Here is a 23601-nt window from a genome sequence, read left to right on the forward strand (position 1 = left end):
TGACGGCCGGTTTTGGCGGTCATGAACGAGATATTAAACACATGTTAGTTAAATTATTGACCAAAGTCTTTGGTAGCCGTAACGATCGTACGCTGCGCCGCATGCGCAAAGTGGTTGAGCAGATCAACCGCATGGAACCGGACATGGAAAAACTGTCCGATGATGAGCTGAAAGCGAAAACCAACGAATTCCGCGAGCGCCTGAAAAAGGGCGAAACGGTAGAAAGCCTGATCCCGGAAGCCTTTGCGGTAGTGCGTGAAGCCAGTAAGCGCGTCTTCGGCATGCGCCACTTTGACGTGCAGCTGCTGGGCGGCATGGTGTTGAACGATCGCTGCATCGCCGAGATGCGTACCGGTGAAGGTAAAACCCTGACGGCGACCCTGCCGGCATACCTGAACGCCCTGAGCGGGCGCGGCGTGCACGTGGTGACCGTCAACGACTACCTGGCGCAGCGCGATGCTGAAAACAACCGTCCGCTGTTTGAGTTCCTGGGCCTCAGCGTCGGCATCAACCTGCCGGGCATGCCGGCGCCGGCCAAGCGTGAAGCCTATGCCGCCGACATCACTTACGGCACCAACAACGAATACGGCTTTGACTACCTGCGCGACAACATGGCGTTCAGCCCTGAAGAGCGCGTGCAGCGTAAACTGCACTACGCGCTGGTGGATGAGGTTGACTCCATTCTGATCGATGAAGCGCGTACCCCGCTGATCATCTCCGGCCCGGCTGAAGACAGCTCCGAGATGTATATCAAGGTCGACAAGCTGATCCCGAAACTGATCCGCCAGGAAAAAGAAGACTCCGACACCTTCCAGGGTGAAGGCCACTTCTCGGTGGATGAGAAGGCGCGTCAGGTGCACCTGACCGAGCGCGGCCTGATCCTGATCGAAGAGATGCTGGTGGAAGCGGGCATTATGGAAGAGGGCGAGTCGCTGTATTCGCCGACCAACATCATGCTGATGCACCACGTGACCGCCGCGCTGCGCGCGCACGTGCTGTTCACCCGCGACGTTGACTACATCGTGAAAGACGGCGAGGTGATCATCGTTGATGAACACACCGGCCGTACCATGCAGGGGCGTCGCTGGTCTGATGGCCTGCATCAGGCGGTGGAAGCCAAAGAAAACGTGGAAATCCAGAACGAAAACCAAACGCTGGCGTCGATCACCTTCCAGAACTACTTCCGTCTGTACGAGAAGCTGGCGGGGATGACCGGTACCGCCGATACCGAAGCGTTTGAATTCAGCTCGATCTACAAGCTGGACACCATTGTGGTGCCGACCAACCGTCCGATGATCCGTAAGGATATGCCGGATCTGGTCTATATGACCGAGCAAGAGAAGATTGCGGCAATTATCGAAGACATCCGCGAACGTACCGCCAACGGCCAGCCGGTGCTGGTGGGGACCATCTCGATTGAGAAATCGGAAGTGGTATCCCGCGAGCTGACCAAGGCCGGCGTTGACCACAAGGTACTGAACGCCAAATTCCACGCCATGGAAGCGGATATCGTCGCACAGGCCGGCCAGGCCGGCGCGGTGACCATCGCCACCAACATGGCCGGTCGTGGTACCGATATCGTGCTGGGCGGCAGCTGGCAGACGGAAGTCGCACAGCTGGAAGCACCGACCGAAGAGCAAATCGCGGCGATTAAAGACGCCTGGAAAGTACGCCACGACGCGGTACTGGCCGCCGGCGGCCTGCATATTATCGGCACCGAGCGCCACGAATCCCGCCGTATCGATAACCAGCTGCGCGGCCGTTCCGGTCGTCAGGGCGATGCCGGTTCATCCCGCTTCTACCTGTCGATGGAAGATGCGCTGATGCGTATCTTTGCCTCCGACCGTGTCTCCAACATGATGCGTAAGCTGGGGATGAAAGAAGGCGAGGCGATTGAGCACCCGTGGGTGACCAAGGCAATCGCCAACGCACAGCGTAAAGTGGAAAGCCGTAACTTCGATATTCGTAAGCAGCTGCTGGAATACGATGACGTGGCGAACGATCAGCGCCGTGCGATCTACACCCAGCGTAACGAACTGCTGGACGTTTCCGACATCAGCGAAACCATCGCCAGCATCCGTGAGGACGTGTTCAAGGCCACCATCGACAACTACATTCCGCCGCAGTCGCTGGAAGAAATGTGGGACGTGCAGGGTCTGGAAGAGCGTCTGAAAAACGACTTCGATCTGGAGATGCCGATCGCCGAGTGGCTGGACAAAGAGCCGGAGCTGCACGAAGAGACGCTGCGTGAACGCATTCTGGAAAAGGCCAAGGAAGAGTACCTGCTGAAAGAAGACGTGGTTGGCAGCGAAATGATGCGCAACTTCGAGAAGGGCGTGATGCTGCAGACGCTGGATTCGCTGTGGAAAGAGCACCTGGCGGCGATGGATTACCTGCGTCAGGGCATCCACCTGCGCGGCTATGCGCAAAAGGATCCGAAGCAGGAGTACAAGCGTGAGTCGTTCGCCATGTTCGCCGCGATGCTGGAATCACTGAAATATGAAGTGATCAGCGTGCTGAGCAAGGTGCAGGTGCGGATGCCGGAAGAGGTGGAAGCGCTGGAGCAGCAACGCCGCGAAGAAGCCGAGCGTCTGGCGCAGCAGCAGCAGCTGAGCCACCAGGATGAAAATGCGCTGGCAACGAACGATCCTAATGCGCCGGCGGTAGCCGAGCGTAAAGTGGGACGTAACGATCCGTGCCCATGCGGTTCCGGCAAGAAATACAAGCAGTGCCACGGCCGTCTGCAAAAGTAAGCCGTTGCTAAACAGGCGATCAATGCCTCGTGGGGCCGGACATGTCCGGCCCCAGCTATATCTGGCGTTACCTGTGACCGGTGGCGCAGTTCAGGAATCAGTTAGGAGTTAGCGATGAAACATCTGAACATCGCCGTGGGCATTATTCGTAATGCCCGGCAGGAGATCTTTATTACCCGCCGTGCTGCGGATTCCCATATGGCGGGCTTTTGGGAGTTTCCCGGCGGCAAGATTGAAGCGGGTGAAACGGCCGAGCAGGCGCTGTACCGCGAGCTGCAGGAAGAAACCGGCATCGAGGCCGGACAGGCCGCGCTGCTGGAGGTGCTGGAGCACCGCTTTACCGACCGTATTGTGACGCTGAATTTCTATCTGGTGGAGAATTGGCAGGGCGAGCCGTTTGGCCGTGAAGGACAGCCGATGCGCTGGGTAAAACAGGCGGAGCTGCGCGAAGATGAGTTTCCGCCGGCCAATGCTGCCATCGTCCGGCAGCTGGTTGCGCAGGCTGGCGCGGCGCAGTAAGCCAACGAACGGCCTGGCTTGCCAGGCCGTCATGCGCGTCAGAAGTCTTCCTTTTCACTCCAGTCGTCGCTGTCGGACAAATCGCCATTGCTTGGGATGCGCTTTTCTTCGGCCGCCCATTCGCCCAGATCGATCATCTGGCAGCGTTTGCTGCAGAACGGACGGTACGGGCTGACTTCTCCCCAAACCACGTCTTTGCCACAGGTCGGGCAATTTACTACGGTCGTCATCACTCTTCCTTAGCCGGTTTTGCAACGGGCCATTTTATTGATTACTAACAGCAGGCGAGATCGAACGTCAGGCGTTCCGGCACCTGAGTATGATCGCCGTCCAGCGACAAGAAGCGAATCGCGTAACGCGTCTTGTGGCCGGAAATTTGCGGATACAGCTGATGTGACAGATCGATACGCAGGCGCAGCAGATCGGCCTCTTCCGCATTGTCCTGATAAAAGCCGTTCAGACTGATTTGATTGCGGAACGGCCCGGACTGACGGATCAGGCTCAGGATCATCGTCAATGCCTGATGCAGCGGATCCAGGGTTTCCAGCCACTGGGCGACGTCGGCGTCGCGCTCTGACTGGGGCACGTGCATCCACATATGCAGCGTCGGCAGATCGAAACTGCAGCAGCCGCCGGGAATGCCCAGACGCTGGCGCACCAGGCTGATAAGCTTGTCTTCCCGCAGCGGCTGGCCCATGCGCGGTGCGGCGATCAGGCGTGAGGACAGCTCTTTTAACTGGCTGCGCAGTTGCTCGACCAGCGACATATCAACGCCGGGCACGTCGGCCCACTGCAGCAGTTTTTGCTGCTGGCGTTCCAGCTCTTTTGCCAGCTCGGTACGGACTTCACCGCGCTCCAGCACGTCCAGCAGGTCGGAGACGGTACGGAAAAAGGTCAGGGCGATGGCGGTATCGCTCAAGGCCCGGTGGCCATGTAACTGTTGCAACAAAAATTCGATTCGCAGCCAGGTACGCATTTTTTCATTCAACGGGTGTTCAAAGAGAACGGTTGGAGAAGCGTCGCTCATTCAGTTCAATCCTGTCGTTTTGCTGATGCCGCAAGGTCCAGATAGCGGCGATGCAAGGCGGCTACGTGTGATTCTATCTGTTGTGCGGCGCCGCCGTTGTCGATCACGTCGTCCGCCGCTGCCAGACGCTGCTCGCGCGTCGCCTGGGCCGATAAAATATTGAGTGCCTGCTGGCGGCTGACGCCGTCGCGGGCGATGGTTCTTTGCAATTGTGTCTCGCTGTCGACATCCACCACCACGACCCGGTCGGCGCGCGACTGGAGCTGGTTTTCCACCAGCAGCGGTACCACCCAGAGCGCATACGGACTGTCGGCCAGCGTCAGCTGGCGCTGCGTCTCCTGCTGTATCACCGGGTGCAACAGCTGATTCAGCCAGCGTTTTTCATCCGGCTGGCTGAAGATGCGCTGGCGCAGCGCGGCGCGATCCAGAGTGCCATCCGGCTGTAGTATCCCCTGGCCAAAATGGGCGGCGATGGCCGCTAATGACGGCGTACCGGGCTCTACCACCTGGCGGGCGATGATGTCGGCATCGACAATCACGATGCCATGACGCGCAAAGGCATTGGCGACGGTTGATTTCCCGCTGCCGATGCCGCCGGTCAGCGCAACAATGTAGGTCATGGCGTGCAGGGATACCCTAAGATTTATCCAGAAACAATAGACGAATCATAAAGCGATCGTGCAGAAGTGCAAGTCGGCGCCGTCAGGCTGGCGTTTCTGTCGCCATAATGGGAAAAATGGGCGCAATATCACATCGAAATTGCGTAGGTAAATTTCTGGGATTGTAGCGTAAATAAAGACGAAATCGCAGTCTTGCCGCGTGATTATTCCGGCGTATGATAACGTCACTGGAACTGGCATCAAGCTGTTCTGCGCAGGTGTCGCGCTAGCGAAGACCCGCGGGATAGAAGATTCGATCACCCTTGCGATCCGTCGCCATAAACCAGGAAATCCGTTGTCATGCGTATTGAAGAAGATTTGAAGTTAGGTTTTAAAGATGTGCTGATTCGCCCGAAGCGTTCCACGCTGAAAAGCCGTTCTGAAGTTGAACTGGAGCGCCAGTTTACCTTCAAACATTCGGGGTGGAGCTGGTCTGGCGTACCTATCATTGCCGCCAATATGGATACGGTCGGCACCTTCCGCATGGCAGAGGCTCTGGCGTCTTTCGACGTACTGACCGCGGTTCACAAACACTATTCGGTTGAGCAGTGGGCTGAATTTGTTCAGCGCGTGCCGGCAGAGACGCTGCGCCACGTGATGGTTTCCACCGGCACTTCCGATGCCGATTTCGTGAAGATGAAGCAAATTCTGGCGCTGTCGCCGGCGCTGAAGTTTATCTGCATCGATGTGGCAAACGGCTACTCGGAGCACTTCGTCGCCTTCCTGCAGAAAGCACGTGAAGCCTGTCCGCAGCACGTTATCTGCGCCGGCAACGTGGTCACCGGCGAAATGGTCGAAGAACTGATTCTGTCCGGCGCCGATATCGTGAAGGTGGGCATTGGGCCTGGATCGGTGTGCACCACGCGGGTGAAAACCGGCGTTGGCTATCCGCAGCTGTCCGCGGTGATTGAGTGCGCGGATGCGGCGCACGGCCTGGGCGGCCAGATCGTCAGCGACGGCGGCTGTTCGGTGCCGGGCGACGTGGCGAAAGCCTTCGGCGGCGGTGCGGACTTTGTCATGCTGGGCGGCATGCTGGCCGGCCACGATGAGTGTGAAGGCACGGTGGTGGAAGAGAACGGCGAGAAGTTTATGCTGTTCTACGGCATGAGCTCTGAATCCGCGATGAAGCGCCACGTGGGCGGCGTTGCGGAGTACCGCGCGGCAGAAGGCAAAACCGTGAAGCTGCCGCTGCGCGGCGAAGTGGAGTTCACCGTGCGCGATATCCTCGGCGGCCTGCGTTCGGCCTGCACCTACGTGGGGGCGGAGCGTCTGAAAGAACTGACCAAGCGCACCACCTTTATCCGCGTTGCGGAGCAGGAAAACCGCGTATTCGGCAGTAAGTAATTCCCTGTCGCCCCCGGTATCGGCCGGGGGCGCTTCTTCTTCCCGTGTTATCCCAGCACCGTCCCCAACTGAAAAATCGGTAAATACATGGCGATCACCAGACCGCCGACGATAATGCCAATTACCAGCATCAGCAGCGGCTCCAGCGTTTGCGCCAGGGCGTCCGCCAGCTCATGCGTCTGTTGTTCATGCCATAACGCCAGTTTGCCCAGCAGGACGTCCAGCGTGCCGGACTCTTCCCCGACGCGCGCCAGCTGTTGGCACAGCGGCGGAAACAGCGGCTGCTCCGCCAGCGCCTGATACAGCGGCAGCCCCTGGTTCAGCCGTTGCCGGACGGCCTCCAGCGCCTGACGAAAAAACAGGTTCTCCATCGACAGCAGCGCCGCGTCCAGTCCTTCGAGCAGCGTCAGCCCCGCCTGCTGGGTCATATGCAGCGTGCGGAAGATCTGGCTCAGGCTGGCGCCTTTAATCAGCTGAGCAATCAGCGGCAGACGCAGGCTGAGCCGTTGTTCCCGCCGTCGCCAGCGGGCATGCGGATGGCAATAGCGCCAGTAGCCGCCAGCCAGCAGGGCGCCGGCCAGCAATAAATAGGGGCCGGCGCTCATCAGCAGCGCCGACAGCGTCATTAACCCCTGGGTAAACCAGGGCAGCGGCGCGTCGAACGACTGATACACCTTGGCGAACTCGGGCAGCACCATCAGCAGCATCAGTAGGCTGACCAGTATGGCCACCGCGCAGATAAACAGCGGGTAGCGGATGGCTTTCAGCACTTTCTTGCGTAGTTTCTGCTGTTCCTCCTGCTGCTGCGCCAGCTGCTGGCAGCAGCGGTCGAGGTTACCGGTCAGTTCCCCCAGGGTGATGAGCTGGCGGTAAATCGGCGGAAAGACGTAGTGATAGCCAGCCGCCACTTCGGACAGCGGCTGGCCCTGGGCCACGCGCTCGCCGATCTCCTGCAGCAGGCAGCGCCAGGGGGCGGAGGCGTGCTGCTGCGCCAGCAGCTGCAGCGCGTTCATCAGCGGCAGTCCGGCCTGCAGCAGCGTCGCCAGCTGGCGGGTGAACAGGATCAGCGCCTCGCCGCGCCATTGACGTCGGCTAATCGCCTTGCCGCGTGCGACCTGATAGGGTTGCAGGTTCTGCTCAATCAGCAGCTGATAAACCTGCTCTTTACGTTCCGCCAGCGACTCTCCCTGCGTCAGCTCGCCCTGGCTGTTAATCGCCTGCCAGAGAAAGAGCCGCCGCGACGTCATGGCTGCTGCTCCATATGGCCTATTACGCGATAAACCTCCTGCAGCGAGGTGGTGCCTTCCGCAACCAGCGCCAGCCCGGCCTGCAGCAGCGAGGTTTGCCCCTGGCGCTGCGCGATCTCATCCAGCTGCTCTGCCGTCTGGTGTTGCAGCAACCCGTGCTGGATCTCACTGGTGATGTGCAAGAGTTCGTAAATGCCGATGCGGCCGTAATAGCCGCCGAAGCAGTGCTCGCAGCCCTCGGCGCGCCAGGGCGTCAACGGCTGGGGCCACAGCGCGGCGGGGAAGTGCAGCGTTTCCGTTTGCCGGTGGCGGCAATGCAGACACAGCCGCCGCACCAGCCGCTGGGCGATCACCAGCCTGAGGCTGGCAGCCAGCAGATAGCCGGGAATGCCCATATTGGTCAGGCGGGTCAGGGTTTCGCTGGTGGAGTTGGTGTGCAGGGTTGACAGCACCAGATGGCCGGTCTGGGCGGCTTTTACCGCGATCTCGGCGGTTTCCCCGTCGCGGATCTCGCCGATCATGATCACGTCCGGATCCTGGCGCAGCAACGCCCGCAGCACGCGGGAAAAGCTGAGATCGATTTTGCCGTTGACCTGCGTCTGGTTGACGCCGAACAGCGGGATCTCTACGGGATCTTCAACGCTGCACAGGTTGCGCTGCCGGTCGTTGAGCTGATGCAGGCCGCTGTACAGCGTGACGGTTTTTCCGCTGCCGGTGGGGCCGGTGACCAGAATCATCCCCTGTGGGGCGGCGAGGGCGGCGGCGAACTGCGCGCGATCGTCCTCCGTCATACCCAACTGTTCCAACGGCAGATCCTGACGATCGGTCTGCAGGATCCGCAGCACTACCTTTTCGCCATACAGCGTCGGCAGGGTGGAGATGCGCATCGAGTAGCGGCTGCGATCCAGTTGAACGCCGAGCTGGCCGTCCTGCGGCAGCCGCCGTTCGGCAATATCCAGCTGCGCCATGATCTTCAGCCGGGCGATAATGCGCTGGCTCAGGGCCAGCGGCGGCGGAGAGACCGTCTGCAGTACGCCGTCAATGCGCAGGCGGATGCTGAGCTGTTGCTGGTAAGGCTCAAAGTGAATGTCGGAGGCGCGCCGCTGAATCGCGCTGCGCAGCGTTTGGTTGATAAAGTTGACTGCTGGCGCATCGGCATCGTCATCCAGCGTGGGGCCGCCCGTTTCGGCGGCCTCTTCCTGAACCGGCTGCTGCACTGGCGACTGAAACAGCGCCTGTTCCAGCCGCGCCAGCGGCCACTGCTCCAGCGTGATGCGTTTCCCACTGGCGAAGCGCAGCGCATTGAGCAGCGGCGCCGGCGGTTCGCCGTGCAGGGCGATGGTCAGGCTCTGTTGGTCTTCGCTTAGCGCCAGCGCCTGATAGCGCCGGCACAGGGCGTGTATTTCCGCGTTGATAGTCTGGCTCATCAGGATGGCTCCGCCGCATCGTCAAAGCGGAACACTTCCCGGCAGGTATCCTGCAGCGCACTGCTGTCCGCCGCGCTGCAGCTGCGCGTCCAGCGCATCAGGCCGTTGCTGTCCGGCGTCGGCGTCATCGCGACCGTCAGCCCCTGCAGCGTCTGGGCGCCGGTGAGGGTGATCACCCCTTGGCTGACGCTGACGGCGCTGACGTAGCGTGAAGCGGCGCCGGCCGGAATGCCTTGACTGCCGGCATTGCACGCCTCGGGGCCGCCGCTGTCCAGCACGCACAGCTCTACCGCCATCTTGTACGGGGTCATTGCCTGTAGCATATCGGTCATCGCCGCTTTCTGGATATAGCGCTGATAGGCGGGGACGCCGATGGCGCTCAGGGTGGCGATGATGGCGATCACCACCATCAGTTCGATCAGGGTAAATCCGCGTTGTGTTTCCATACGTTGCTTCCTCCTGTTGTGGAGCCGCAACGGTAGCGCCAGGCCGGCAGGGGAGCGAGCGTCGGTTGGCTGCTCTGCGTATGGCTTCCCGCACAATGTGGGTGGTTACCCTTTTTCGCAGTGCATAATGCGGCGCAGATCGCAGCGTAGTAATGCGGAGGGCGCCGCCGGGTCGGCGGCGCGGGGAGAGCCGGCGGTTATTTAAAGCGCATGGATAAGTCGAGGGCGGTAACGTGCTTGGTGAGCGCACCGACCGAAATATAGTCTACGCCGGTTTCGGCATACTGACGCAGCGTGTCGCTGGTGACGTTGCCGGACACTTCCAGCTGCGCACGGTGCTGGGTCAGTTCCACCGCCTGCTTCATCATCGGCACGCTGAAGTTGTCCAGCATGATGATGTCCGCGCCGGCGTCCAGCGCCTGCTGCAGTTCGTCCAGCGACTCCACTTCGACCTCGACCGGCACGTCGGCGTGCAGCCAGAAGGCCTTCTCCACCGCGTTTTTGATCGAACCGGAGGCGATGATGTGGTTTTCCTTGATCAGGAAGGCGTCAGACAGCCCCAGCCGGTGGTTACTGCCGCCGCCGCACAGCACGGCGTACTTCAGTGCGGTGCGCAACCCCGGCAGCGTTTTACGCGTATCCAGCAGGCGCGTCTGTGTGCCTTCCAGCAGTGCGACATAGCGGCTGACGGCGGTCGCCACGCCCGACAGGGTCTGTACAAAGTTAAGGGCGGTACGCTCGCCGGTCAGCAGGGTGCGCGCCGGGCCTTTCAGGCGGCACAGCGGCTGGTTCGGCGTCACCGTGTCGCCGTCGGCAACCAGCCATTCCACGCGCACCTGATTACCCAGCTGAATAAAGACTTCATTGAGCCAGCGCTGGCCGCAGAATACGCCGTCTTCACGGGTGATGACCGTGGCCTCGGCCTGCTTGTCCGCCGGCAGCAGCTGGGCGGTAATATCCCGTTCGGCATTGACTTCGCCGCCCAGATCTTCCCGTAGCGCCTGGGCGACGGCAAAGGGGATATCATGTTCAATTCGTTCAAGAAGTTCGGTACGACGGCTGTCTGCGCTGTAGCGGCGTGTCGACATAGAAGGCTCCGAAAAGGGAACTAAGAATGTGGAGGAAACATGCTACTCTGTTGTGCAGGCAAGTACCACTGGCAGTGATAGCCGGCATGCGCTGTCGCTAAACAAGGAATCAGGTATTATCCGATACCGGTGGCGAGCATTATCTGGCATCTGTGGAACAACGTGGTTTGCCCCGGCGAGCGCTCGGGCGCAATGACAAGGGAGAGGCATAACAAATGACGCTGTTTTCGCTGTTACTGGTTCTGGCGTGGGAACGTTTATTCAAGCTGGGCGAACATTGGCAGTTGGATCACCGGCTGGAAGTGGTTTTCCGCCGTCTGCACCGCTTTTCGCTGCTGCAGACGCTGGCGCTGGCCTGCGGCTGGATGGTGGTGGTCTGGGGAGTTTTATGGCTGGCGCACGGGCTGTTTTTCGGCCTGCTGACGCTGCTGCTGTGGATTGCCGTGGCGCTGCTGTGCGTCGGGGCGGGCATTAAGCGCAAGCATTACCGCGCCTATCTGAAGGCGGCGCGTCAGGGCGACAGCCATGCGGTGGACGCTATGGCGGAAGAGCTGGCGCTGATCCACGGCCTGCCGGTGGATTGCAGCGCGCAAGAGCGTCTGCGTGAACTGCAAAATGCGCTGCTGTGGATTAACTACCGTTACTATCTGGCGCCGCTGTTCTGGTTTGTGGCCTGTGGTCCCTACGGGCCGATCGCGCTGGCCGGCTATGCGTTCCTGCGCGCTTACCAAACCTGGCTGGCGCGGCACAATACGCCGCTGGAGCGTTCGCAGTCGGGGATTGATGCGCTGCTGCACTGGCTGGACTGGATCCCGGTGCGGCTGGCGGGCGTGGCCTATGCGCTGATCGGCCACGGAGAAAGGGCGCTGCCGGCCTGGTTTGCCTCGTTGGGCGACCGCCGTACTTCACAGTATCAGGTGCTGACGCGTCTGGCGCAGTTTGCGCTGGCGCGCGAACCGCATGACGATCCGGTACAGACGCCGCGCGCCGCGGTGGTGCTGGCACGTAAGGTGACGATGATTATTGTGGTGGTGGTGGCGGTGCTGACCATTTACGGCACCCTGCTGTAATCCGCTATCGCGCAGTAAAAAAGGGCTGAACCCAGGTTCAGCCCTTGTTGTATGCGCAGCGTTCGCGGTTACAGCTTGGCGAAGCAGCGACGCGCGGCGTCGATGGTGCGCTGAATATCTTCTTTGCTGTGGGCGACGGACATAAAGCCCGCTTCGAAGGCCGACGGCGCCAGATACACGCCTTCATCCAGCATCAGGTGGAAGAAGCGCTTAAAGCGTTCGGCATCGCACTTCATCACGTCCTGATAGCAGGTGACCGTCTCGCCGTCGGTGAAGAACAGGCCGAACATGCCGCCGACGTTGTTCACCACCAGCGGGATGTTCTCCGCCTGCGCGGCGTGGCGCAGGCCGTCCGCCAGCATTTCGGTCAGCTCGCCCAGCGTTTGATGGACGCCCGGCTGCGCCACTTCACTCAGGCAGGCGAAGCCCGCCGCCATGGCGATCGGGTTGCCGGACAGCGTCCCGGCCTGGTAAACCGGGCCGGTCGGCGCCAGCGCTTCCATCACGTCGCGACGGCCGCCGAAGGCGCCCACCGGCATACCGCCGCCGATGATTTTACCCAGGCAGGTCAGGTCAGGTTCTACGCCGTAGTAAGCCTGCGCGCCGGCCAGCGCCACGCGGAAACCGGTCATCACCTCATCGATAATCAGCAGCGCGCCGTACTGGTCGCACAGGGCGCGCAGCCCCGGCAGGAAGTCCGGCTGCGGCGGTACGCAGTTCATATTGCCTGCCACCGGCTCGACGATGATACAGGCGATCTCTGACGGATATTGCTCAAAGGCGCTGCGCACCGAATCCAGATCGTTATAGGTGCAGGTCAGGGTGTGTTTGGCGAAGTCCGCCGGCACGCCCGGCGAGTTCGGCTGGCCGAGGGTCAGTGCGCCGGAGCCGGCTTTGACCAGCAGGCAGTCGGCGTGGCCGTGGTAGCAGCCTTCAAACTTGATAATTTTATCGCGCTGGGTGAAGCCGCGCGCCAGGCGGATGGCGCTCATGGTGGCTTCGGTGCCGGAATTCACCATGCGTACCATATCCATCGTCGGCACCAGTTCGGTCACCAGCGCGGCCATTTTCACTTCCATTTCAGTTGGCGCGCCAAAGCTCAGGCCGCGTTCGGCGGCGGCAATCACGGCGTTGCGAATGGCAGGATGGTTATGGCCCAGCACCATCGGGCCCCAGGAGCCGACGTAATCGATATAGGCTTTGCCGTCGGCGTCAAAGAGGTAGGCACCGTCGGCACGTTCGATAAACAGCGGCACCCCGCCGACGCCGGTAAACGCCCGCACCGGGGAGTTAACCCCGCCGGGGATCAGCTGTTGCGCTTCGGCGTACAGACTTTCGGACTTGCTGTGTAAGCTCATAAATCGGCTCCAGGAATGAATATTGAATGTATTTTACCGGGCTATTCTAGTGGAGTGCGCGCCGTTATGAAACGATCGCCGCTGTGCAATACGGGCGGATGCCGCGTTTCGCCGTTTACTCAGAAAGATGCTCTGCTCGCTTTTTTGGGTATAGAATGGAAAGTTCTGAGATTTATACCCTAAATAATTCGAGTTGCAGGAAAGCGGCAAGGGAGGGCATTCCGATGAGCTTACTTGGCTAAGTGATTCGGGTGGCTGAGCGCAGCCAACAAACCTGCAGCTTGAAGTATGACGGCTATTTATGACTTATTCTTGCCGGTGGTAATCAACCCCTTATGAGCGAGCATCAATCACAACCCCCGTTAGTACTTACTCCGCGCGTGAGGCGCGTTGACAGCGTTCGTCAATTTATTCGTCGCGATAAAACGCCGGTGGCGATCCTGCTGATGGCGGCCCTGGTGGGCGCGCTGGCCGGGCTGCTGGGCGTGGCGTTTGAAAAGTCGGTGGACTGGGTGCAGCAGCAGCGTTTTTCTGCGCTGTCGTACGTCGCCGATGCCTGGTATCTGGTGTGGCCGCTGGCGTTTCTGCTGTCCGCCGCGTTGGCGATGTTGGGCTATTATCTGGTGCGACGCTTTGCGCCGGAGGCCGGCGGGTCGGGAATTCCGGAGATCGAGGGCGCGTTGGAAGAGCTGCGGCCGGTACGCTGGTGGCGGGTGCTGCCGGTAAAATTTGTCGGCGGCATGGGCACGCTGGGCGCCGGCATGGTACTGGGACGGGAAGGGCCGACGGTGCAGATGGGCGGCAACGTCGGGCGCATGGTGCTGGATATCTTCCGTATCCGCGGCGCTGAGGCGCGCCACTCGCTGCTGGCGACCGGGGCGGCGGCCGGGTTGTCCGCCGCGTTTAACGCGCCGCTGGCAGGGATCCTGTTTATCATCGAAGAGATGCGCCCGCAGTTCCGCTATAACCTGATCTCGATTAAAGCGGTATTTATCGGCGTGATTATGTCGACCGTGGTCTACCAGCTGTGCAATGGCCAGCATGCGGTGATTGAGGTGGGCAAGCTTTCTGCGGCGCCCACCAACACTCTGTGGCTGTATCTGGTGTTGGGAGCGGTGTTCGGCGGCGTCGGCGTGATGTTTAACCGGCTGATCTTCCGGACGCAGGACATGTTTGCCCGCCTGCACGGCGGCGAACTGCGTAAAATTGTGCTGATGGGCGGCGGGCTGGGCGGCCTGTGCGGCGTTCTGGCGCTGATTCAGCCGGAGGCCGCCGGCGGCGGTTTCGGCCTGATTCCGATTGCGGCGGCGGGCAACTATACCGTCGGCATGCTGATGTTTATCTTTATCGCCCGGATCGTCACCACGCTGCTGTGCTTCGGCTCCGGCGCGCCGGGCGGGATTTTTGCGCCGATGCTGGCGCTGGGCACGCTGTTTGGCACCGCCTTTGGCCTGGCGAGCAGCCATCTTTTCCCGCAGTACGGCATCGAGCCGGGGACGTTCGCCATCGCCGGCATGGGGGCGCTGTTCGCCGCGACGGTGCGTGCGCCGCTGACCGGCATCGTGCTGGTGCTGGAAATGACGGACAACTATCAGCTGATTTTGCCGATGATCATTACCTGCCTGGGCGCGACGCTGGTGGCGCAGTTCCTCGGCGGTCAGCCGCTGTATTCGTCGCTGCTGGCGCGCACGTTGGAAAAGCAGCGTGCAGCGGAGAAAACAGGCAAAGAAAATACAACAAATGCGGTGAATACTTGAACGCAACACTCAGGTATTGGATAATCACGAGTATTAATCAGGTTGCCGGCACCCACCCGAAGTCATACCAGGGAGCCTGATGCTGAATCATGTTGGGAGTTAAGAGTATGAGTGAAGAGACAGCACTGCCCCTGCAATTTACCGAGGCAGCAGCAAACAAGGTGAAATTCCTGATTGCTGATGAAGAAAATCCGAACCTGAAGTTGCGGGTTTACATCACCGGTGGCGGCTGCAGCGGATTCCAATACGGCTTCACTTTTGACGATAAGGTCAACGAAGGCGATATGACCATCGAAAAACAGGGCGTGGCTCTGGTGGTCGATCCGATGAGCCTGCAATATCTGGTTGGCGGCTCGGTGGATTATACCGAAGGTCTGGAAGGGTCACGCTTTGTGGTGACCAACCCGAACGCCAAGACCACCTGCGGTTGCGGCTCGTCGTTCAGCATCTGATCGGCCGTCTGACCTTAAGAAGAACCCGCCAAACGGCGGGTTTTTTATTGGTTAAATCTATTGTTCGAGAATAAACGCCGGCAGCTTCAGGTGCCAGCGTATGGCCGCCAGCCGGATCAGCAGCGTAATGGTCATGCCCAGCATCATCGCCTGCTGCAGCGGCATGCCGAAGGTGGAGAACGCGGTAGCATGCACGATGCCGCCGACAATGCAGGCGGTGGCGTAAATTTCCGTCCGCAGGATCATCGGGATTTCGCGCGCCAGCACGTCGCGGATAATGCCGCCGCCGACGCCGGTAATCACGCCCATGCACACCGCCACCAGCGCGCCGCTGCCGGCGGCAAAGGCCTTGTCGACGCCGATGCCGACGAACACTGCCAGCCCGACCGCGTCCAGCACCGGCAGCACCCACTTCGGCAGGCGGCGCGGCTGGCGCACCAGCATCAGCGTCATCACGCAGGTGATCATCGCCACCACCAAATCGGTGGGGTCCTGCACCCAGAACACCGGGCCGTTAGCCAGCGCCATATCGCGGATGGTGCCGCCGCCGACGGCGGTCACCACCCCGAGCACCAGCACGCCGAAAGGGTCCATCCGCAGCTTGCCGGCCAGCAACACGCCGGAGATGGCAAACACCGCGGTGCCGAGAATATCCAGCCAGAACACCAGCATCAGCGGATCTCCGCCAGCTGGCTGCACAGCTGCTGCGCCGCCAGCATAATGCGCGGCCCCGCGCGGTTGAACCAGTCTTCATTCAGCGCAATGACCGGCACCTGCAGCTGCGGCGCCCAGAACGCCTTGACGCTGGCGATCTGTTCGGCGCCGCCGCTGATGACGATCGCCTGCGGCCGACGCGCCAGCACCTGCTCGCGGCCGATTTGCGGCCAGGGCACGCGGCTGTCTGCAAAAATGTTCTCGCCGCCGCACAGGCTCAGCAGCCGGCTTTGCAGCGTTGCGGCGGAGCTGGTGAACAGCGGCTGGGTGCCGAACTGCAGCAGCACGCGGCGCGGCGGGTTATCGGCATAGCGGCTCTTCAGCCGGGCGAGCTGTTGGCGCACCTGCGCGGCCGCCTGATGCGCCTGCGCCGGGTGCGGGCTGTAGGCGGCCAGATCGTCCAGCAGGCCGGCGATCTCCTCCGGCGTTTTGGCGTCGGCGTAAAAGATCGGAATGCCGAACGCGGCGATCTGATCCAGCACCCGCTGCGGGTTGCCGCCGCGCCAGGCCAGGATCAGATCCGGCTTGAGCGCCAGGATCCGCTCCAGGTTGACCCCTTGCCACGATGCCACCTGCTCAAGCCGTTTGGCCTGCGGCGGATAATCGGAAAAGGCGCTGACCGCCAGCAGGGTATCCCCCATGCCGGCGGCGTACGCCAGCTCCGTGGTATTGGGCGCCAGGCTGATCACCCGCTGCGCGGCCGCGGCGGGCAGGGAAAGCGCCAGCGCCAGCAGCCACGGCAGGCAGCAAAAACGTCGTTTCACCTTAGTCGCGCTTGGCCAGCATCTGCAGCATGGCGTTGACCATCAACGAGGACTGTTTGGCGGCCACGGTCAGGAACTCGTCGAAGCTCATGTGCGATTCGCTGTCGGCCACGTCGGAGATGGCGCGCACCACCACAAATGGCGTGCCGAACTGGTGACAGACGTGGGCGATCGCCGCCGCTTCCATTTCTACCGCCGCCACGCTCGGGAAGGTGGCGCGAATGCGCGCCAGCGGTTCGGCGCCGTTGATAAAGGCGTCGCCGCTGCAGATCAGGCCGCGCACCGCATTAAGATCCAGCTGGCGGATGCAGTGTTCCGCCAGGGCGATCAGCGCATCGTTGGCGACGAACGCCGCCGGGCAGCCCGCCATCTGGCCTGGTTCATAACCGAACGCGGTGACGTCGGCATCGTGGTAGCGGACCTCTTCGGACACTACGATATCGCCGACTTTCAGCGTGGCGGCCAGACCGCCGGCGGAACCGGTGTTGATCACCAGATCCGGTTGGCAATGCTCCAGCAGCAGGGTGGTGCCCATCGCCGCAGAGACTTTACCGATGCCGGACTTCAGCAGCGCGACCTCCACCCCGTTGATCTGGCCGGTGTAAATTTCACAGCCCGCGCGCTGGATGGTCTGACGGTTTTCGATTTGATCGCGCAGCAGGGTAACTTCCTGCTCCATGGCGCCAATGATGCCTACTTTCATAAATAATACTCGCTGGTAGGGGGAAGAAGTGCCGCATAGTCTATCATGGCTGTTAAACAGAGATAATCCATTGCATCCGCCGTGCGGAATTGCTATCACGGAGGCAGACGCGCCAGGGCCAAAACAGGAGAGCCGCAGATGTCCGGGATCGACTTTAAACAGAAAATCAGCTTTCAGCGCCGGTTCGGCGATCCGATCTCGGCGGAGCAGGAGTACGATATTGTCCGCCAGTTCGAAAGCGATCGCGGGCGGATCGTCAACTCGGCGGCGATTCGCCGGCTGCAGCAGAAAACTCAGGTCTTCCCGCTGGAGCGCAACGCAGCGGTGCGCAGCCGGTTAACCCACTCGATGGAAGTGCAGCAGGTGGGGCGGCACATTGCCAAAGAGATCCTCAACCGCTTTAAGCAAGAGCAGCGTATTGATGCGCTCGGCCTGACCAACCTGCTGGATCCGTTTGAAAGCATCGTTGAAATGGCCTGCCTGATGCATGATATCGGCAACCCGCCGTTTGGCCACTTCGGGGAGTCGGCGATCAACGACTGGTTCAGCCAGCGCCTCGACCCGGACAGCTGCGGCAGCGAGCCGAGCAGCCAGGACGGCTGCCAGGTTGAGGTGCTGCGCCTGCGTGAAGGGGACGGCGATCTGAACCGGCTGCGCAGTCGCATCCGCCACGATCTGAGCCATTTTGAAGGCAACGCGCAGGCGATCCGGTTGGTGCATACGCTGCTGAAACTGAACCTGACTTATGCCCAGGTGGGCTGCATCCTGAAATATACCCGCCCGGCGTATTGGGCGCAGGCTATCCCCGCCAGCCACAGCTACCTGATGAAAAAACCGGGTTTCTATCTGGCGGAGGAGGCGTTTGTCGACCGCCTGCGGCGTGAGTTGCAGATGGGCGAGTTCGACCGCTTCCCGCTGACCTATATCATGGAGGCCGCCGATGATATTTCTTATTGCATCGCCGATCTGGAAGACGCGGTGGAAAAAAACATTTTCACCGTCGAGCAGCTTTACCATTATTTGAGCCAGGAGTGGGGGGCGATAGAACCGGGCGATCTGTTTGATAAAACAGTGGCCGGCGCGTTTGGCAAAATAGCGCAGGGCGGTGCGCGACGCAGTTCGGAAGATCAGTTCTTTATGTACCTGCGGGTATTTACCGTTGCTAAACTGGTGCCTCATGCCGCCGGGCGTTTTATTGATAATCTGGACGCCATTTATCAGGGCAACTTTAATCAGGCGCTGCTGGAGGATTCCAGCCCGGCGTACCGATTGCTGAAAGTATTTAAAAAGGTGGCGTTTAAATACGTCTTCAACCACCCGGAGGTGGAGCAGCTGGAGCTGCAGGGCTACCGCGTTATCAGCGGCCTGCTGGATATCTACAGCCCGCTGCTGGCGATGTCGCAGGCAGACTTCAGCCAGCTGGTGCGGGAAGACAGCCACCGTGATTTCCGAATGGAGACGCGGTTGTTCCATAAACTTTCCACCAAGCATCGGCTGGCTTATATCGAAGCCGTCGAGAGGATACAGTATTTATCCCCGGAGCAACGGGAGATTCGCGAGTATTATTTCCGCGCGCGGCTGTTGCAGGATTATATCAGCGGTATGACCGACCTTTATGCCTATGATGAATATCGCCGTTTAATGGCGGCGGAATAACGCCGGCGCAACCCTCTGCCTTATCCGGCCGCGTCCTTGCCGGCGCGGTTTATTATTTAGAGAAGTGTAAAGGCGAGGAATAATTTTTTACGCTTCTCAATACTCCGCGGCTGAACTTCAGGTTATTAATAGGTTCTCATTGTGTACAACAAGCGCGATACCCTACGGCGCCTGCTGAATGGGGTATGTCCCTGCATTGACCGACTTTATAGAGACACACAGATGAAAAAAACCGCATTAGTTCTGAGCGCCCTGGCTTTCAGCATGGGCATGGCCCTTGGCCCGGCAAACGCTTCCGCCGCAGAGACGGCCTCCGCCAGTACGCCGTCGGCGCAGCTGCCAAGCCTAGCGCCGATGCTGGAAAAGGTGATGCCGTCGGTGGTCAGCATCAACGTGGAAGGCAGCGCCGCCGTTAATACGCCGCGTATGCCGCAGCAGTTCCAACAGTTCTTTGGCGAGGATTCGCCGTTCTGCCAGGACGGGTCGCCATTCCAGGGCTCGCCGATGTGTCAGGGCGGGGCGGGCGGCGAGAGCGCCAAAGAGAGCTTTAAGGCGCTGGGGGCCGGGGTGGTGATCGATGCGGCGAAGGGCTACGTGGTGACCAACAACCACGTGGTGGACAACGCCAACAAGATCCAGGTGCAGCTGAGCGATGGCCGTCGCTTTGACGCCAAGATCATCGGCAAGGATCCGCGATCCGATATTGCGCTGATCCAGCTGAAGAATTTCAAGAACCTCACCGCGATCAAAATGGCGGATTCCGATCAGCTGCGGGTCGGCGACTACACGGTGGCGATCGGCAACCCTTATGGTCTGGGTGAAACCGCCACTTCCGGCATCGTTTCGGCGCTGGGGCGCAGCGGCCTGAACCTGGAAAACTACGAAAACTTTATCCAGACCGATGCGGCGATCAACCGCGGTAACTCCGGCGGCGCGCTGGTGAACCTGAACGGCGAGCTGATCGGCATCAACACCGCGATTCTGGCACCGGACGGCGGCAATATCGGTATTGGCTTCGCCATTCCGAGCAATATGGTGAAAAGCCTGGCGGCGCAGATGGTGCAATACGGCCAGGTCAAACGCGGCGAGCTGGGCATTATGGGCACCGAGCTGAACTCGGAGCTGGCGCAGGCGATGAAGGTTGACGCCCAGCGCGGCGCCTTTGTCAGCCAGGTGATGCCGAAGTCCTCTGCCGCCAAGGCGGGCATCAAGGCGGGCGATGTGATCGTTACCATGAACGGTAAAGCCATCTCCAGCTTCGCCTCGTTCCGTGCGCAGATTGGTACGCTGCCGGCCGGCAGTAAAATGTCGCTGGGGATTATCCGCGACGGCAAGCCGGTGACCGTGGATGTGACGCTGGAGCAGAGCAAACAGACGCAGGTAGACGCCGGCAATATCAACGCCGGCATCGAAGGGGCCGAACTGAGCAACGTGCAGGCCGGCAACCATAAAGGGGTCAGGGTCGACAGCGTGAAGGCCGGCAGCGCCGCCGCCAGCATCGGCCTGAAGAAAGGCGATGTGATCCTGGGGGTCAACCAGCAGCCGGTGCAGAACCTGGGCGAGCTGCGCAAAATCATCGACAGCAAGCCGCCGGTTCTGGCGCTGAACATCCTGCGCGGTGACAGCACGCTGTACCTGCTGATGCAGTAATCCGTCTCCGTTTTTTTTTCAAACAGGCACGCTACGGCGTGCCTTTTTCGTGTTGCTAAATTGTGAAGCCTGCCACAACTCCCGGCGCTGCCGAAACGCTTTGGGCATCTGCACAATGTGCCGCTCTCGGCGCGTCGGTATGCTGGGCGATTATCTAAAATCGGGTTGGGGCGAATTGAATGGCGGAATACCATCTTGACGGCAAGCTGGCGCAGGACATCGTGGCGCGCACCATGCAAATCATTGACGGCAACGTCAATGTGATGGACGCGCGCGGCAGAATCATCGGCAGCGGCGACCGTGAACGGGTCGGCGAGCTGCACGAAGGGGCGCTGCTGGTGCTGTCGCAGGCCCGGGTGGTGGATATTGATGAGGCCGTGGCCCGCCATCTGCACGGCGTGCGGCCGGGCATCAATCTGCCGCTGCGCATCGACGGCAGCATCGTCGGGGTTATCGGCCTGACCGGCAATCCGGCGCAGCTGCGCCAATACGGCGAACTGGTGTGCATGGCGGCCGAAATGATGCTGGAGCAGGCGCGGCTGATGCACCTGTTGGCGCAGGACAGCCGCTTCCGCGAAGAGCTGGTGTTGAACCTGATCCGCGCGGAGGCGCTGTCGCCGGCGCTGATGGAGTGGGCGCAGCGGCTGGGCATCGACCCGGAGGAGCCGCGGGTGGCGGCGGTGGTTGAGGTGGATAGCGGACAGCTGGGCGTCGACAGCGCGATGGCGGAGCTGCAGCAGCTGCAGGCGCTGCTGACGCTGCCGGAGCGCGACAACCTGATCGCCATCGTCTCGCTCAGCGAAATGGTGGTGCTGAAGCCGGCGCTTAACGGCCACGGCCGCTGGGACGCCGAAGACCACCGCCGCCGGGTGGAAAACCTGCTGTCGCGCATGAAAGAGAGCAGCCGCCTGCGGGTGCGGGTGGCGCTGGGCAATTATTTTACCGGGCCGGGCAGTATCGCCCGCTCCTACCGCACCGCGCGCACCACCATGGCGGTGGGTAAGCAGCGCATGTTCGAGCAGCGCGCCTACTACTACCAGGATTTGATGCTGCCGGTGTTGCTGGACAGCCTGCGCGGCGGCTGGCAGGCGGACGAGCTGGTCAGGCCGCTGGCGCGCCTGAAGGCGATGGACGGCAACGGCCTGCTGCGGCGCACCCTCAGCGCCTGGTTTCTGAATAACGTGCAGCCGAGCGCCACCGCCAAGGCGCTGTACATTCACCGCAACACGCTGGAATACCGCCTGAACCGCATCTCCGAACTGACCGGTCTCAACCTGTCGAGCTTTGACGCCCGCTTACTGCTGTATATCGGCCTGCAGTTGGACGAATAGCTCAGGTGACCGGCGCCGGGTTGAACACCGCCAGCGCATTATGTAATCCCCATCGATCCGACCAGGTTTTCTTGCGCCCGCTGGCGATGGCCAATATCAGCTCAAACAGCTGCCAGCCCACCTGCTCGATGGTGGCCTCGCCCTTGGCGATGCTGCCGGCGTCGATATCCATCAGATCGTGCCAGCGTTCGGCCAGCGCGCTGTGGGTCGCCATTTTGATGACCGGCACGGCGGTCAGGCCGTACGGCGTGCCGCGTCCGGTGGTGAACACCTGCAGGGTGATGCCGGAGGCCAGCTGCTGGGTGCCGCAGACGAAGTCGCTGGCGGGCGTGGCGGCGAAGATCAGGCCGCGCCTGCTCGGGCGCTGGCCGGGGGAGAGCACTTCGACAATCGCGCTGGCGCCGGATTTGGCGATCGACCCCAGCGCCTTTTCCACCACGTTCGCCAGCCCGCCTTTTTTATTGCCGGGCGACGGATTGGCGCTGCGGTCGGTCTGGCCCTGGCTGAGGTAATCGTCGTACCAGCGCATCTCCTCCAGCAGGCGCCGGCCCACTTCCTGGTCGGCGACGCGCGGCGTCAGCAGATGAATGGCGTCACGCACCTCCGTCACTTCCGAGAACATCACCGTCGCGCCGCAGCGCACCAGCAGATCGGAGGCGAAGCCCACCGCCGGGTTGGCGGTGACGCCGGAGAAAGCGTCGCTGCCGCCGCACTGCATACCGACCACCAGCTCTGACGCCGGGCAAGGCTCGCGTCGGCGCTGATTGAGCTTGCGCAGGTGCCGTTCCGCCAGCGCCAGAATATCGTCCACCATCGATTTAAAGCCGATGTGCTTCTCATCCTGCAGGCGCACGATCTGCCCGGCGTCCAGCGAAATTGGCTGCACATCCGGGGTGCCCTGTAGCAGCCGCTCCGGCTGCAGCTTTTCGCAGCCAAGGCCGACCACCATCACTTCGCCGCCGAAATTGGGGTTGAGCGCCAGATTATGGATGGTGCGGATCGGCACCACCGCGGCGGGCGCGTTAATGGCGACGCCGCAGCCGTAGAGGTGATTCAGCGCCACCACGCCGTCCACGTTGGGGTATTGCGGCAGCAGGTCGCGTTCGATGATTTTCACCACGAAGTCGACCACGCCGGCGACGCAGTGCACGCTGGTGGTAATCCCCAGCAGGTTTTTCGTGCCGACGCTGCCGTCGGCGTTGCGGTAGCCGTCGAAGGTGTAGCCCTCAAGCGGCGGTAATGGCGGCGGCACGCGGTTAGCCAGCGGCAGGCTGTCCAGCGCCGGCGCCGCCGGCAGCGTGACCAGCGATTCATCAATCCAGCCGCCGCGCGGGATATCGCGCTGCGCATAGCCGATCGTCTCGCCGTAGCGAATAATCGCCTCGCCGGCGGCGATATTAATTAATGCCGTCTTGTGTCCCTGCGGCACGTGTTCAATTAACCGTAAGCCGCAGGGAAATAGCGTGCCTTTGGCTAATCCCTGCGGATTAACCACGATGGCGACATTATCATTGGCGTGAACCTTTATATATAACGGCGCGTCGTGACGGGTATTTATTTCAGACATTCCAACCTCACTTGCCTTCATTATTATTTTTGCTACGAGATTAATCGGCAGATGTGCTCACCTAATCAG

Annotated in this window: 21 protein-coding genes; 9 read left to right on the forward strand and 12 right to left on the reverse strand. The window is 61.1% G+C overall.

Annotated features, from left to right (window positions below):
• The first annotated feature begins 41 nt into the window (after positions 1 to 41).
• On the forward strand, positions 42 to 2753 hold the full coding sequence (gene secA / locus D781_RS03455; RefSeq protein ID WP_015670926.1) for a preprotein translocase subunit SecA: 2712 nt from the start codon (positions 42 to 44) through the stop codon (positions 2751 to 2753).
• Between the two features lie 114 nt (positions 2754 to 2867).
• Positions 2868 to 3272: an 8-oxo-dGTP diphosphatase MutT gene (gene mutT / locus D781_RS03460; RefSeq protein WP_015670927.1), complete on the forward strand. Its 405-nt coding sequence runs from the start codon at positions 2868 to 2870 to the stop codon at positions 3270 to 3272.
• A gap of 38 nt (positions 3273 to 3310) precedes the next feature.
• On the opposite strand, the gene yacG is transcribed toward mutT, so the two are convergent.
• Genes yacG through coaE form a run of 3 tightly spaced genes read right to left on the reverse strand, consistent with a single transcriptional unit; the run spans position 3311 to position 4919 of the window.
• Positions 3311 to 3502 carry a DNA gyrase inhibitor YacG gene (yacG, locus tag D781_RS03465; protein WP_015670928.1) on the reverse strand — a complete coding sequence of 64 codons (192 nt, stop codon included), beginning with the start codon at positions 3500 to 3502 and terminating at the stop codon, positions 3311 to 3313.
• A 44-nt stretch (positions 3503 to 3546) separates the two neighbouring features.
• Positions 3547 to 4299 (reverse strand): cell division protein ZapD, encoded by a 753-nt coding sequence (zapD, locus tag D781_RS03470; RefSeq protein WP_015670929.1) that lies wholly within the window; start codon positions 4297 to 4299, stop codon positions 3547 to 3549.
• 5 nt (positions 4300 to 4304) lie between these two features.
• Entirely contained in the window at positions 4305 to 4919 is a 615-nt protein-coding gene (gene coaE / locus D781_RS03475) for a dephospho-CoA kinase (protein ID WP_015670930.1), read from the reverse strand.
• Positions 4920 to 5258: 339 nt separating this feature from the next.
• Between coaE and D781_RS03480 the strand changes: the two genes are divergently transcribed.
• Entirely contained in the window at positions 5259 to 6302 is a 1044-nt protein-coding gene (locus D781_RS03480; protein ID WP_015670931.1) for a GMP reductase, read from the forward strand.
• 47 nt (positions 6303 to 6349) lie between these two features.
• On the opposite strand, the gene hofC is transcribed toward D781_RS03480, so the two are convergent.
• The 4 genes from hofC to nadC form a co-directional block, all read right to left on the reverse strand.
• Complete coding sequence (gene hofC, locus D781_RS03485; protein WP_015670932.1) at positions 6350 to 7549, reverse strand: protein transport protein HofC; 1200 nt, start codon at positions 7547 to 7549, stop codon at positions 6350 to 6352.
• Positions 7546 to 8976 carry a type II secretion system protein GspE gene (gene gspE, locus D781_RS03490; protein WP_015670933.1) on the reverse strand — a complete coding sequence of 477 codons (1431 nt, stop codon included), beginning with the start codon at positions 8974 to 8976 and terminating at the stop codon, positions 7546 to 7548. Before gspE ends, hofC begins: the two co-directional genes overlap by 4 nt.
• Positions 8976 to 9422 carry a prepilin peptidase-dependent pilin gene (gene ppdD / locus D781_RS03495; protein WP_015670934.1) on the reverse strand — a complete coding sequence of 149 codons (447 nt, stop codon included), beginning with the start codon at positions 9420 to 9422 and terminating at the stop codon, positions 8976 to 8978. The genes gspE and ppdD overlap by 1 nt, the downstream gene beginning before the upstream one ends.
• Positions 9423 to 9619: 197 nt before the next feature.
• Complete coding sequence (nadC, locus tag D781_RS03500) at positions 9620 to 10510, reverse strand: carboxylating nicotinate-nucleotide diphosphorylase (RefSeq protein ID WP_015670935.1); 891 nt, start codon at positions 10508 to 10510, stop codon at positions 9620 to 9622.
• 215 nt (positions 10511 to 10725) lie between these two features.
• Here nadC and ampE point away from each other — a divergent pair, with 215 nt between their 5' ends.
• Positions 10726 to 11580 (forward strand): beta-lactamase regulator AmpE, encoded by an 855-nt coding sequence (gene ampE, locus D781_RS03505; protein ID WP_015670936.1) that lies wholly within the window; start codon positions 10726 to 10728, stop codon positions 11578 to 11580.
• Between the two features lie 68 nt (positions 11581 to 11648).
• Here the strand turns inward: ampE and hemL are convergent, their stop codons facing one another.
• A complete protein-coding gene (hemL, locus tag D781_RS03510; protein WP_015670937.1) occupies positions 11649 to 12938 on the reverse strand; it encodes a glutamate-1-semialdehyde 2,1-aminomutase in 1290 nt (429 codons plus the stop codon).
• Between the two features lie 335 nt (positions 12939 to 13273).
• Here hemL and clcA point away from each other — a divergent pair, with 335 nt between their 5' ends.
• Both clcA and erpA read left to right on the forward strand, forming a co-directional pair.
• Positions 13274 to 14695, forward strand: a complete 1422-nt coding sequence (clcA, locus tag D781_RS03515; RefSeq protein WP_015670938.1) for a H(+)/Cl(-) exchange transporter ClcA — start codon at positions 13274 to 13276, stop codon at positions 14693 to 14695.
• A gap of 107 nt (positions 14696 to 14802) precedes the next feature.
• Positions 14803 to 15147: an iron-sulfur cluster insertion protein ErpA gene (erpA, locus tag D781_RS03520; RefSeq protein WP_015670939.1), complete on the forward strand. Its 345-nt coding sequence runs from the start codon at positions 14803 to 14805 to the stop codon at positions 15145 to 15147.
• Positions 15148 to 15204: 57 nt separating this feature from the next.
• On the opposite strand, the gene D781_RS03525 is transcribed toward erpA, so the two are convergent.
• Genes D781_RS03525 through mtnN form a run of 3 tightly spaced genes read right to left on the reverse strand, consistent with a single transcriptional unit; the run spans position 15205 to position 17328 of the window.
• On the reverse strand, positions 15205 to 15819 hold the full coding sequence (locus D781_RS03525; RefSeq protein WP_015670940.1) for a TRIC cation channel family protein: 615 nt from the start codon (positions 15817 to 15819) through the stop codon (positions 15205 to 15207).
• Positions 15819 to 16625, reverse strand: coding sequence for a vitamin B12 ABC transporter substrate-binding protein BtuF (btuF, locus tag D781_RS03530; protein ID WP_015670941.1), 807 nt, complete (start codon positions 16623 to 16625; stop codon positions 15819 to 15821). Before btuF ends, D781_RS03525 begins: the two co-directional genes overlap by 1 nt.
• Before the next feature lies 1 nt (position 16626).
• Positions 16627 to 17328: a 5'-methylthioadenosine/S-adenosylhomocysteine nucleosidase gene (gene mtnN / locus D781_RS03535; RefSeq protein ID WP_015670942.1), complete on the reverse strand. Its 702-nt coding sequence runs from the start codon at positions 17326 to 17328 to the stop codon at positions 16627 to 16629.
• Positions 17329 to 17466: 138 nt separating this feature from the next.
• Between mtnN and dgt the strand changes: the two genes are divergently transcribed.
• The 3 genes from dgt (at position 17467) to D781_RS03550 (ending at position 21965) form a co-directional block, all read left to right on the forward strand.
• Positions 17467 to 18984, forward strand: a complete 1518-nt coding sequence (gene dgt / locus D781_RS03540) for a dGTPase (protein ID WP_015670943.1) — start codon at positions 17467 to 17469, stop codon at positions 18982 to 18984.
• Positions 18985 to 19206: 222 nt separating this feature from the next.
• Positions 19207 to 20634: a serine endoprotease DegP gene (degP, locus tag D781_RS03545; RefSeq protein WP_015670944.1), complete on the forward strand. Its 1428-nt coding sequence runs from the start codon at positions 19207 to 19209 to the stop codon at positions 20632 to 20634.
• Positions 20635 to 20813: 179 nt separating this feature from the next.
• Positions 20814 to 21965 (forward strand): CdaR family transcriptional regulator, encoded by a 1152-nt coding sequence (locus D781_RS03550; RefSeq protein ID WP_015670945.1) that lies wholly within the window; start codon positions 20814 to 20816, stop codon positions 21963 to 21965.
• Position 21966: 1 nt separating this feature from the next.
• Here the strand turns inward: D781_RS03550 and garD are convergent, their stop codons facing one another.
• Entirely contained in the window at positions 21967 to 23532 is a 1566-nt protein-coding gene (garD, locus tag D781_RS03555) for a galactarate dehydratase (RefSeq protein ID WP_015670946.1), read from the reverse strand.
• Positions 23533 to 23601 lie beyond the last annotated feature (69 nt).

Origin of the sequence: Serratia sp. FGI94 (genome assembly GCF_000330865.1) — a bacterium.
Lineage (GTDB): Bacteria > Pseudomonadota > Gammaproteobacteria > Enterobacterales > Enterobacteriaceae > Serratia_B > Serratia_B rubidaea.

Coding starts and splice junctions, on each gene's coding strand:
- zapD (WP_015670929.1), bottom strand. CDS start 4,299: ATGAGCGACGCTTCTCCAACCGTTCTCTTTGAACACCCGTTGAATGAA.
- mutT (WP_015670927.1), top strand. CDS start 2,868: ATGAAACATCTGAACATCGCCGTGGGCATTATTCGTAATGCCCGGCAG.
- garD (WP_015670946.1), bottom strand. CDS start 23,532: ATGTCTGAAATAAATACCCGTCACGACGCGCCGTTATATATAAAGGTT.
- coaE (WP_015670930.1), bottom strand. CDS start 4,919: ATGACCTACATTGTTGCGCTGACCGGCGGCATCGGCAGCGGGAAATCA.
- clcA (WP_015670938.1), top strand. CDS start 13,274: ATGAGCGAGCATCAATCACAACCCCCGTTAGTACTTACTCCGCGCGTG.
- erpA (WP_015670939.1), top strand. CDS start 14,803: ATGAGTGAAGAGACAGCACTGCCCCTGCAATTTACCGAGGCAGCAGCA.
- D781_RS03525 (WP_015670940.1), bottom strand. CDS start 15,819: ATGCTGGTGTTCTGGCTGGATATTCTCGGCACCGCGGTGTTTGCCATC.
- hemL (WP_015670937.1), bottom strand. CDS start 12,938: ATGAGCTTACACAGCAAGTCCGAAAGTCTGTACGCCGAAGCGCAACAG.
- dgt (WP_015670943.1), top strand. CDS start 17,467: ATGTCCGGGATCGACTTTAAACAGAAAATCAGCTTTCAGCGCCGGTTC.
- ampE (WP_015670936.1), top strand. CDS start 10,726: ATGACGCTGTTTTCGCTGTTACTGGTTCTGGCGTGGGAACGTTTATTC.
- yacG (WP_015670928.1), bottom strand. CDS start 3,502: ATGACGACCGTAGTAAATTGCCCGACCTGTGGCAAAGACGTGGTTTGG.
- ppdD (WP_015670934.1), bottom strand. CDS start 9,422: ATGGAAACACAACGCGGATTTACCCTGATCGAACTGATGGTGGTGATC.
- nadC (WP_015670935.1), bottom strand. CDS start 10,510: ATGTCGACACGCCGCTACAGCGCAGACAGCCGTCGTACCGAACTTCTT.
- gspE (WP_015670933.1), bottom strand. CDS start 8,976: ATGAGCCAGACTATCAACGCGGAAATACACGCCCTGTGCCGGCGCTAT.
- mtnN (WP_015670942.1), bottom strand. CDS start 17,328: ATGAAAGTAGGCATCATTGGCGCCATGGAGCAGGAAGTTACCCTGCTG.
- D781_RS03480 (WP_015670931.1), top strand. CDS start 5,259: ATGCGTATTGAAGAAGATTTGAAGTTAGGTTTTAAAGATGTGCTGATT.
- hofC (WP_015670932.1), bottom strand. CDS start 7,549: ATGACGTCGCGGCGGCTCTTTCTCTGGCAGGCGATTAACAGCCAGGGC.
- degP (WP_015670944.1), top strand. CDS start 19,207: ATGAAAAAAACCGCATTAGTTCTGAGCGCCCTGGCTTTCAGCATGGGC.
- D781_RS03550 (WP_015670945.1), top strand. CDS start 20,814: ATGGCGGAATACCATCTTGACGGCAAGCTGGCGCAGGACATCGTGGCG.
- secA (WP_015670926.1), top strand. CDS start 42: ATGTTAGTTAAATTATTGACCAAAGTCTTTGGTAGCCGTAACGATCGT.